Origin of the sequence: Nonomuraea rhizosphaerae, assembly GCF_019396405.1 — a bacterium.
Lineage (GTDB): Bacteria > Actinomycetota > Actinomycetes > Streptosporangiales > Streptosporangiaceae > Nonomuraea > Nonomuraea rhizosphaerae.
This window is the reverse complement of the sequence record NZ_JAHKRL010000168.1, coordinates 1-9,601: the sequence shown is the minus strand read 5'-3', so window position 1 is coordinate 9,601 and position 9,601 is coordinate 1. Positions and strand designations below refer to the sequence as shown.

Sequence of the window (9,601 nt, the reverse complement as noted above, 5' to 3'; positions counted from 1 at the left end):
CCCGTATGCGCCGTAACAGCGAGAACCTGCTGGTCCTGGCCGGGCAGGACCCGCCGCGGCGCTGGAGCCAGCCGGTCAAGCTGGTCGACGTCGCCCGCGCCTCCCTCTCGGAGGTCGAGAACTACGAGCGCGTCGTCCTCCAGGTCCCCGACGGCGTCTCCGTCGCCGGCCAGGCCGTCAACGACGTCATCCACCTGCTCGCCGAGCTGGTGGAGAACGCCCTGTCGTTCTCGCCCCGCGAGACCAGGGTCACCGTGTCCGGCAGCCGGATCGACGGCGGCGGCGTCATGCTGTCCATCACCGACTCCGGCATCGGCATGACCCAGGACGAGCTGGCCCAGGCCAACGACCGCCTCACCGACGCGCCCATCGTGGACGTGTCGGTGTCGCGCCGCATGGGCCTGTTCGTGGTCGCCCGCCTGGCGCACCGCCACGGCATCCGCGTACAGCTGCGCCCGCACGGCTCCGGCGGCCTGACCGCCATGGTCCTGGTGCCCGAGAGCCTGCTCGGCAGCCAGTCCCCGGCGTACGCGGCCGGCAACACGCAGGGCGCCATGCCCGTGCGCGAGGAGACCTACGCGGCTCCGGCCCCCGCCGCGCCGCCCGCTCCTCCGCAGTGGCAGCAGAACGGCTCGGGTTACCAGATGGGCCCGAACCACCCGTCGTACCCGTCCAACCCGGAGCCCGCGGGCGCCTGGGGCGGCATGCCGCAGTGGCCGTCCGACGTCAACGGCTGGCCGTCCGACCCGCGCGCGAGCAGCGGCGGCTACGACACCTCCGACGTGTGGGTGCCCTCCCGCAACCCGAACACGGGCGGCGGCGGTGGCGGGCTCGGCGGCGGCGGCCTCGGCGGCGGCCCCGGCTGGGGGGCCGACAACGGCCTGCCCAAGCGGCCCACCGGCGACCAGTCGCAGTCGAACTGGAGCTTCGGCGACCGGATGGACTCCAGTCCGCCGCCGAGGCCCCGCTACGACTTCCCGGAGACGGAGTCGGCCGCCACCGGCCCCATCCCGGTGGTCAACCCGTCCTCGGCGGGCGACGAGTACCTGCCGATCTTCGCCTCGGTGGAGTCGGCCTGGTTCGAGCACAGCGGAGAGGGCGCGAGCTGGGGGTCGGCCAAGGCCGACGCCGGCTGGAGCGCCGCCGAGGCCGCGGTCGAACCATCACGTGACGGCGCGACGGCCGCCGGGCTGCCCAAGCGGGTGCCCAAGGCCAACCTCGTGCCGGGTTCCGCGGACACCGCCTCGGCGCCGAAGGGCGTCGCCCCGATGCCCTCCGTCTCGCCCGACCGGGTCCGCAGCCGCCTGTCCAGCTTCCAGCAGGGCTTCCGCGCGGCACGCGAGGACATTACCGAGGGCCGGTCCCATCCCAGCGGTCCGAGACCCATCGATAGCAGGGAGGAGGGCGCATGAACGACCTGAGTCACGCGGCACGCGGAGTCGACTGGTTGATCACCGACTTCGTCAGCACCGTTCCAGGCGTCGCCCATGCGGTCGTGGTCTCTTCCGACGGTCTGCCGCTGGCGGCATCGTCGGGCTTCCCCGCCGATCGGGCCGATCAGCTGGCCGCCATCGCGTCCGGGCTGGTCAGCCTGACGCAGGGCGCGGCCAGGGTGTTCGAGGGCGGCGCGGTCAACCAGACCATCGTCGAGATGCAGCGCGGGCTGATGCTGATCATGTCGATCAGCGACGGCTCGTGCCTGGCCGTGCTGGCCGCGCCCGACTGCGACATGGGGCTGGTCGCGTACCAGATGACGCTCATGGTCGATCGTGCCGGTCAGGTACTGACTCCGGCGGTGCGCGCCGAGCTGCGCGCCAGCCAGACCAGGTGATGTAGGTGACGGACCCAAGGTGGAACAGTGGCGGCTGGGAGCCCCAGCCTCAGCCGCAGCTGAGCTCCGATCCCGCGTCGCCGGTCCGTCCTTACGCCGTGACGGGAGGACGCACCGCGCCGCGGGTCAAGCTCGCCATGGAGGCGTTGGTCTCGTCGGCGACGGCCGAGCACCGGGAGTTCTCCCACATCACGCCGGAGTATCAGGCGATCAGCCAGCTCTGCCGGCAGGTCCGGTCGGTGGCCGAGGTCTCGGCCCTGCTGCGGATCCCGCTCGGCGTGGTGCGCGTGCTGATCGCCGACATGGCGGCCGAAGGTCTGGTACGCGTGCACCAGCCGCAGCTGGATGCCGGACGCCCAGACGTCAACCTGCTCGAAAGGGTGCTCAGTGGACTTCGCAGGCTCTAGCCCCGGCCTCACCTCGACGAAGATCGTGGTGGCCGGAGGTTTCGGGGTGGGCAAGACGACGTTCGTCGGCGCGGTGTCGGAGATCATGCCCCTGACCACCGAGGCCGTCATGACGGACGCCTCGGCGGGCATCGACGATCTCGGCATGACGCCGCTGAAGTCCACCACGACCGTGGCCATGGACTTCGGCCGGGTCTCGCTCGACCGTGACCTGATCCTTTACCTGTTCGGCACGCCCGGGCAGCATCGGTTCTGGTTCATGTGGGACGACCTGGTCCGGGGCGCCATCGGCGCGGTGGTGCTGGTGGACACGCGGCGTCTTGCCGACAGCTTCCCCGCCATCGACTACTTCGAGGAGGCGCAGCTTCCGTTCGTGGTGGGCGTCAACGGCTGGGACGGGTCCTACCCGCACAGTGACAACGAGGTGCGCGACGCTCTGACGCTGGCGCCGCACATCCCGCTCGTACGGCTGGACGCGCGCTCGAAGGACTCCGTCAAGAGCGCGCTGATCAACCTGGTCGAGCACGCGCTCACGGTCCGGATGGCGGTGCCCGGCTGGAGCGGCGGCTGACCCGCGTACGCGGGAGGGCGGGTGCTGGGGATCCCGCCCACTGGTCTTCCTGGTGATTTTTCATGCCATGACGTCGTTCGTACGTGATGTCGTTCGTACGTTGATTTCGCCGGCCCGGCTGAGACGGCTGCCGGAGCGGATAGGCTGGCTATGAGACCCACATCCGCTTCGAGGACTGGCCTACCACGTGTTCGAGACGCTTTCCGACCGGCTGACATCGGTCTTCTCCTCCCTCCGATCCAAGGGTCGGCTGTCCGACGCCGACATCGACGCCACCACCCGTGAGATCCGCATCGCCCTGCTTGAGGCCGACGTCGCGCTCCCGGTGGTCAAGGCGTTCGTCGCCCAGGTCAAGGAGCGCGCCCGCGGCGCCGAGGTGTCCCAGGCGCTCAACCCGGCCCAGCAGGTCGTCAAGATCGTCAATGACGAGCTGATCGCCATCCTCGGCGGCGAGACGCGCAGGCTCCGCTACGCCAAGACACCGCCGACCGTCATCATGCTGGCGGGTCTGCAGGGCTCGGGAAAGACCACGCTGGCGGGCAAGCTCGCCAGGTGGCTGCGCGAGCAGGGCCACGCGCCGCTGCTCGTGGCCGCCGACCTCCAGCGCCCCAACGCCGTGCAGCAGCTCCAGGTCATGGGCGAGCGCGCCCAGGTCGCCGTCTACGCGCCGGAGCCCGGCAACGGCGTCGGCGACCCGATCGAGGTCTCCCGCCGCTCGATCGACGAGGCCAAGCGCCAGCAGCACGACGTCGTCATCATCGACACCGCCGGCCGCCTCGGCATCGACCAGGAGATGATGCGCCAGGCCGCCGACATCCGCGACGCGGTCACGCCCGACGAGGTGCTGTTCGTGGTCGACGCCATGATCGGCCAGGACGCCGTCAACACGGCCCAGGCCTTCATGGACGGCGTCGGCTTCGACGGCGTGGTGCTCACCAAGCTCGACGGCGACGCCCGCGGCGGCGCCGCCCTGTCGGTCAGGCACATCACCGGCCGGCCGATCATGTTCGCCTCGACAGGTGAGAAGCTCGAGGACTTCGACGCCTTCCACCCCGACCGCATGGCCTCCCGCATCCTCGACATGGGTGACATCCTCACCCTGATCGAGCAGGCGCAGAAGACGTTCGACGAGGAGCAGGCCGCCAAGATGGCCGGCAAGCTCACCTCGGGCGAGAACTTCACGCTCGAGGACTTCCTCGAGCAGATGATGATGGTCCAGAAGATGGGCCCCATCAAGAACCTGCTCGGCATGATGCCCGGCATGGGGCAGATGCGCGACCAGCTCAACTCCATCGACGACCGCGACCTCGACCGCATCGCAGCCATCATCCGCTCCATGACGCCCGGCGAGCGCCAGGATCCGAAGATCATTAACGGCTCGCGCCGCGCCCGCATCGCGGCCGGCTCCGGCGTGACCGTCACCGCCGTCAGCAACCTGGTCGTCCGCTTCTTCGAGGCCCAGAAGATGATGAAGCGCATGGCCGGCGGCATGGGCATCCCGGGCATGCCCGGGGGGCGCGGCAAGGTCTCCAAGGCCCAGAAGAAGGGCAAGAAGGGGCGGCGGGTCAGTGGCGACCCGCGCAAGGCCGCGCTCGGCAAGCCCGAGTCCGCGCCCGCGGAGCCGCAGCCGTCCAAGGGCGGGCTGCTGGGCAACCTGGGCGGCAAGCTGCCGCCGGGGATCGAGCTGCCGCCGGGGTTCGACCCGAGCAAGCTGAACCTGCCGGGCCAGAAGTAGAGGGGCGCGGCGGCCACCGTCATCCGTACCGGGGCCGCCGCCTTGGCGGAAAGCGCATCCCAGGCGGAAGTGTCGGCATATGTCCGTATCTAGGGCTAAGTCGCGTGGGGAGACCTCGCGTCACGGGTCGTGGGCAGTCCCTCGCGTCTGGCACAATGACATGTTGGAACACCGTGACCAGGTGGGTGCCCTCTCACCTCCCGCCGGCCACGCTTGTCCCTGGAGCGGACTCCCATCGTGCCCCACTCGATGAGATGCCGTTCACCCACGCCCGAATGCAGGAGAGACCACACCCGTGGCAGTCAAGATCAAGCTCAAGCGGCTCGGCATGATCCGCAACGCTCAGTACCGTATCGTCATCGCCGACAGCCGCACCAAGCGTGACGGCCGGGCGATCGAGGAGATCGGCCTGTACCACCCGAAGGAAGACCCTTCGCGCATCGAGGTCAACGCCGAGCGCGCCGCGTACTGGCTGGGGGTCGGCGCACAGCCGACCGAGCCCGTGCTCAAGCTGCTCAAGCTGACCGGTGACTGGCAGAAGTTCAAGGGCGAGCCCGCCCCTGCGCCGCTGAAGGTCGCCGAGCCGGCCGCCGACCGTCACGCCCTCTACGAGGCCGCGGCCAAGGAGACGCTGTCCGGTGGCGACACCGGCACGGCCGCCACCACGCCGAGGAAGGCCAGGAAGAAGGACGAGGCCGAGGCCGCTCCCGCCGCTGAGGCCAAGACTGAGGCCAAGCCCGAAGCCAAGGCTGAGGCCGCGCCCGAGACCAAGACCGAGGGCGAGGCCTGAGGTGCTCGAGGAGGCTCTCGAGCACCTCGTGAAGGGCATCGTCGAACATCCCGACGATGTCCGGGTCCGCGCACGCCGCATCCGCAGCGGGCGCGTCCTGGAGGTCCGGGTGCACCCCGAGGACCTGGGAAAGGTCATCGGACGCGGTGGGCGCACCGCCAAGGCGCTGCGCACCGTCGTGAACGCCCTGGCCGACGGGAAGTACGTCCGGGTCGACCTGCTCGACCTGCACGAAGCCGTCCGTTAGCGTCAGGTGTCCCGCGCCCTCATCGGTTCACGCCGATGGGGGCGCTTGCGTTAGGAGTTCAGGTGCAGTTGGTCGTCGGCCGGATCGGCCGCCCGCACGGAGTACGCGGCGACGTGACCGTGGAGGTGCGCACCGACGATCCCGAGATCCGCTTCGCCGTCGGGACGGCCATCACCACCGACCCCGCCGACCGGGGCCCGCTGGTCGTCGAGGGCCGGCGCTGGCACAAGGGGACGCTGCTGCTGGCGTTCGCCGGCGTGGGCGACCGAGGGACGGCCGAGGAGCTGCGCGGCACCATGCTGGTCATCGACTCCGCCGAGGTGACGCCCTCCGACGACCCCGACGAGTTCCACGACCACCAGCTCATCGGGCTCACCGTCGTGACCGTCTCCGGCGAGTCCGTCGGCGAGGTCACCGACGTGCTCCACCACGGCCAGGACCTGCTGGTCGTACGGCGTGACGGGCAGGACGACGCGCTCGTCCCGTTCGTCAAGGCACTGGTGCCCGAGGTGGACCTCGACGGCGGCAGGCTCGTCGTCGACCCGCCCGAGGGGCTGCTGTGATGCGGCTCGACATCATCTCGATCTTCCCTGAATACTTCGCGCCGCTCGGCGTCTCCCTCATCGGCAAGGCCCGCGAGCGCGGCACCCTCGACGTGCGGGTGCACCAGCTTCGCGAGTGGGCCCACGACGTGCACAGGACGGTCGACGACACCCCGTACGGCGGCGGCCCCGGCATGGTCATGAAGCCCGAGGTGTGGGGCGAGGCCATCGACGAGGTGACGGGCGACGGCGCGCCGCGCTTGATCGTGCCGACGCCGAGCGGCCGGCCGTTCACCCAGGAGCTGGCGCAGGAGCTGGCGGAGGAGCCGTGGCTGCTGTTCGCGTGCGGCCGCTACGAGGGCATCGACTCGCGCGTCATGACCGAGTACCGGGCCCGGCTGCGCGTGGACGAGGTCAGCATCGGCGACTACGTGCTGGCCGGCGGCGAGGTGGCGGTGCTGGTGATGGTGGAGGCCATCGGCCGGCTGCTGCCCGGGGTGCTCGGCAACGCGTGCTCGGTCGCCGACGACTCCTTCGCGCCCGGCGCCATGCGGAACCTGGTCGAGGGCCCCGTGTTCACCAAGCCGCCGCTCTGGCGGGGGCACGAGGTGCCCCCCGTGCTCCTGTCCGGGCACCACGGGAAGGTCGCGCGGTGGCGGCGTGACGAGGCGCTGCGCCGTACGGTCGCCAACCGGCCCGAACTGGCCTCGGCGCTCGACCCCGGCAGCCTCGACAAGCACGACCGGCGGCTGCTGGAAGAGCTGTCGTTTCGCGTCGGGCCGGAACATATGGCAGACTGACTCAGCCACCAACTTCCAGTTGTTGGTCTGGCATGCCCGGGAAACGGTCCCGGGTTCATCACATCAGCAGGCGCGTCCGCCGCGAGCTCAGGCCGGGTGGACCTCCGCGTGCTCGCGAGGACTTGAGGATTAGCTCTCATGCACACGAAGATCCAGGAGCTCGAGAAGGCGACGCTGCGCAGCGACGTGCCGAGCTTCCGCCCCGGTGACACGCTCGAGGTTCACGTACGAGTGGTCGAAGGCAGCCGCTCCCGTATCCAGGTCTTCAAGGGCTTTGTGCTGCGCCGTCAGGGCAGCGGCGCCCGCGAGACCTTCACGGTCCGCAAGGTCAGCTACAGCGTCGGCGTCGAGCGGACCTTCCCCGTGCACAGCCCGGTCATCGAGAAGATCGTGCTCGTGACCCGCGGTGACGTGCGTCGCGCCAAGCTCTACTACATGCGTGACCTGCGCGGCAAGGCCGCTCGCATCCGCGAGAAGCGTGAGGCTGTCCCCTCGAAGTGACACCCGCGTTTCCTGTGGCCCGCACTTCGTGCGGGCCATTCGGCTTTGCAGGGGCGTTTCCTTTATGAGGAGCGCCCGGGTGCGGGTGTAACGTCGGTCGAGGCTTGTCGAGCCGATGCATCATCTAGGCTCGTCAGCGAGGACTAGCGAAAACCAGGAGAACGGCGCGGCGCGCCGCCCTGTCGAGGACGAGGTGGACGTGGTCGCGGAAGAGACTCAGAAGCCGGCTAAAGGCGGCAAGAAGGACAAGAAGGGCTCGTTCTGGAAAGAGCTGCCCGTCCTGGTCGTCGTGGCGCTGGTGCTGGCCCTGATCATCAAGACTTTTGTGATCCAGGCCTTCTACATTCCGTCCGAGTCGATGGAGAACACTCTTCTCAAGAACGACCGAGTTCTGGTCAACAAGATCGTCTACCACACCCGCGACATCGAGCGTGGTGACGTGGTGGTGTTCTCGGGCGTCGACTCGTGGGACGGCGAGTTCGAGATGGAGGAGCCCTCCAACCCGATCGCGGCGTTCTTCCGCTGGGTCGGCACCGCGTTCGGCGTCGTCCCCGGCGAGAAGGACTACATCAAGCGGGTCATCGGCGTCGGCGGCGACCACGTCAAGTGCTGCGACTCCAAGGGGCGCATCACGGTCAACGGCACGGCGATCGACGAGGGCGGCTACCTCTATCCGGGCAACGTGCCCTCCGACAGGTTCTTCGACATCAAGGTGCCCGACGGCCGGCTGTGGGTGATGGGCGACCACCGGTCGGTGTCGCTCGACTCCCGCGCGCACCAGGGTGATCCCGGCGGCGGCTCGATCCCCGAAGGACAGGTGGTCGGCCGGGCCTTCGTGATCGTCTGGCCGTTCGACCGGGCGACCAGCCTGGACATCCCGGACACCTTCGCACAACCGGCTCTGCAGGCTCTGGGCGGCTCCGTCCCGCTGGTCGCCGGGTTCGTGGGAGCCGTACCTTTGGTGCTGATCCGTCGGCGCCGACGTAGCAAGGGGCGCTGATGGCCGTCACCAAGAAGGCGGAGGCGGTGGAGAAGAAGAAAAAGGGCAGCTTTCGCGAGACGATCCTCCTGCTCATTGTCGGTGTCGGCATCGCGCTGCTGCTCCAGGCGTTCGTCGTCGGGTCGTTCTACATCCCCTCGGAGTCGATGGAGAACACCCTGCTGATCAACGACCGGGTGTTCGTCAACAAGCTGGCGGGCAAGCCCGAGCGCGGCGACATCATCGTGTTCAAGGGCTGGAACGGCGAGGACACCATCAAGCGGGTCATCGGCGTCGGCGGCGACAAGGTGGCCTGCTGCGACTCCAAGAAGCGCGTCACCGTCAACGGCACGCCCCTGGACGAGACGTCCTACCTGTATCCGGGCGACTTCCCGTCGGGCGACACGTTCAAGTACACGGTGCCGCAGGGCAAGCTGTGGCTGATGGGCGACCACCGCAGCGCCTCGGCCGACTCGCGCAGCCACGTGGAGGAGCCGGGGGGCGGGTTCATCGCGGAGGACCAGGTCATCGGCAAGGCCGTGATGCGCTACTGGCCGCTGTCACGGGGCTCGATCTTCATCCGGCCGGACACGTTCGACAAGGTCAAGTAGCCGGTGCCGGAGGGGCGGCGCGGCTCTGCCGTGGCCTTTCGCGGACCTCCCGGCGGCCTCCTCGCGGCCCGTCAAGGTCAACCGTTCGCGGTTTGCGGCGATTGGGGCGTACGCTGCCTCTTGTCATGACAGTTGCGTTCCGCCCTCGGCCCAGCGTTGTCCGACGCGATTCCGGACTCTATGCCTACGAGCGGGCGCTTGCCCGCAGGGGCCTGACCCCCATCGCGGGGGTCGACGAGGCAGGCAGGGGAGCCTGCGCCGGGCCCCTGGTCGTCGCCGCCGTCGTGCTGCGCAAGCCGATCGACGGGCTGAACGACTCGAAGCTGCTGGCGCCGGCCGTACGGGAGCGGCTGTACTCGCTCATCACGGCCACGGCGGACGTCGGGGTGATCGTCATCCCACCGGCCGAGATCGACGCGCGGGGGCTGCACAAGAGCAACGTGTCGGGAATGCGGCGGGCCGTGGCGCAGTTGACCTGTGACCCGGGGTACATCCTCACGGACGGGTTCCCCGTCCCCGGCCTGCCGGCGCCGTCGCTGGCGGTGTGGAAGGGGGACCAGGTGGGCGCCTGCGTGGCGGCGGGCTCG

13 protein-coding genes are annotated in these 9,601 nt (G+C 69.6%); all 13 read left to right on the top strand.

What is annotated here, in order from left to right; genetic code table 11:
- On the top strand, positions 1–1,412 hold a 1,412-nt coding region (locus KME77_RS08370; RefSeq protein ID WP_219463651.1), incomplete at its 5' end, for a sensor histidine kinase.
- Positions 1,409–1,831, top strand: a complete 423-nt coding sequence (locus KME77_RS08365) for a roadblock/LC7 domain-containing protein (RefSeq protein ID WP_020546542.1) — start codon at positions 1,409–1,411, stop codon at positions 1,829–1,831. The genes KME77_RS08370 and KME77_RS08365, both read left to right, overlap by 4 nt.
- Positions 1,832–1,890: 59 nt before the next feature.
- Positions 1,891–2,238 (top strand): DUF742 domain-containing protein, encoded by a 348-nt coding sequence (locus KME77_RS08360; protein WP_219463654.1) that lies wholly within the window; start codon positions 1,891–1,893, stop codon positions 2,236–2,238.
- Positions 2,219–2,809 (top strand): GTP-binding protein, encoded by a 591-nt coding sequence (locus tag KME77_RS08355; protein ID WP_219463648.1) that lies wholly within the window; start codon positions 2,219–2,221, stop codon positions 2,807–2,809. Before KME77_RS08360 ends, KME77_RS08355 begins: the two co-directional genes overlap by 20 nt.
- 187 nt (positions 2,810–2,996) lie before the next feature.
- On the top strand, positions 2,997–4,544 hold the full coding sequence (gene ffh, locus KME77_RS08350) for a signal recognition particle protein (RefSeq protein ID WP_219463647.1): 1,548 nt from the start codon (positions 2,997–2,999) through the stop codon (positions 4,542–4,544).
- Positions 4,545–4,839: 295 nt separating this feature from the next.
- Positions 4,840–5,334, top strand: coding sequence for a 30S ribosomal protein S16 (rpsP, locus tag KME77_RS08345; protein WP_219463645.1), 495 nt, complete (start codon positions 4,840–4,842; stop codon positions 5,332–5,334).
- A gap of 1 nt (position 5,335) precedes the next feature.
- Positions 5,336–5,581: an RNA-binding protein gene (locus KME77_RS08340; protein WP_043634919.1), complete on the top strand. Its 246-nt coding sequence runs from the start codon at positions 5,336–5,338 to the stop codon at positions 5,579–5,581.
- A 62-nt stretch (positions 5,582–5,643) separates the two neighbouring features.
- On the top strand, positions 5,644–6,144 hold the full coding sequence (gene rimM, locus KME77_RS08335) for a ribosome maturation factor RimM (protein ID WP_219463644.1): 501 nt from the start codon (positions 5,644–5,646) through the stop codon (positions 6,142–6,144).
- Complete coding sequence (gene trmD, locus KME77_RS08330; RefSeq protein ID WP_219463641.1) at positions 6,144–6,923, top strand: tRNA (guanosine(37)-N1)-methyltransferase TrmD; 780 nt, start codon at positions 6,144–6,146, stop codon at positions 6,921–6,923. The genes rimM and trmD overlap by 1 nt, the downstream gene beginning before the upstream one ends.
- A 138-nt stretch (positions 6,924–7,061) precedes the next feature.
- Positions 7,062–7,424: a 50S ribosomal protein L19 gene (gene rplS, locus KME77_RS08325; protein ID WP_219463640.1), complete on the top strand. Its 363-nt coding sequence runs from the start codon at positions 7,062–7,064 to the stop codon at positions 7,422–7,424.
- Positions 7,425–7,623: 199 nt separating this feature from the next.
- Positions 7,624–8,424, top strand: a complete 801-nt coding sequence (lepB, locus tag KME77_RS08320; RefSeq protein ID WP_372451153.1) for a signal peptidase I — start codon at positions 7,624–7,626, stop codon at positions 8,422–8,424.
- Positions 8,424–9,014, top strand: coding sequence for a signal peptidase I (gene lepB / locus KME77_RS08315; protein WP_219463636.1), 591 nt, complete (start codon positions 8,424–8,426; stop codon positions 9,012–9,014). Before lepB (KME77_RS08320) ends, lepB (KME77_RS08315) begins: the two co-directional genes overlap by 1 nt.
- Positions 9,015–9,139: 125 nt before the next feature.
- Positions 9,140–9,601: ribonuclease HII (locus KME77_RS08310; protein WP_219463633.1), on the top strand; the 462-nt coding region annotated here is incomplete at its 3' end.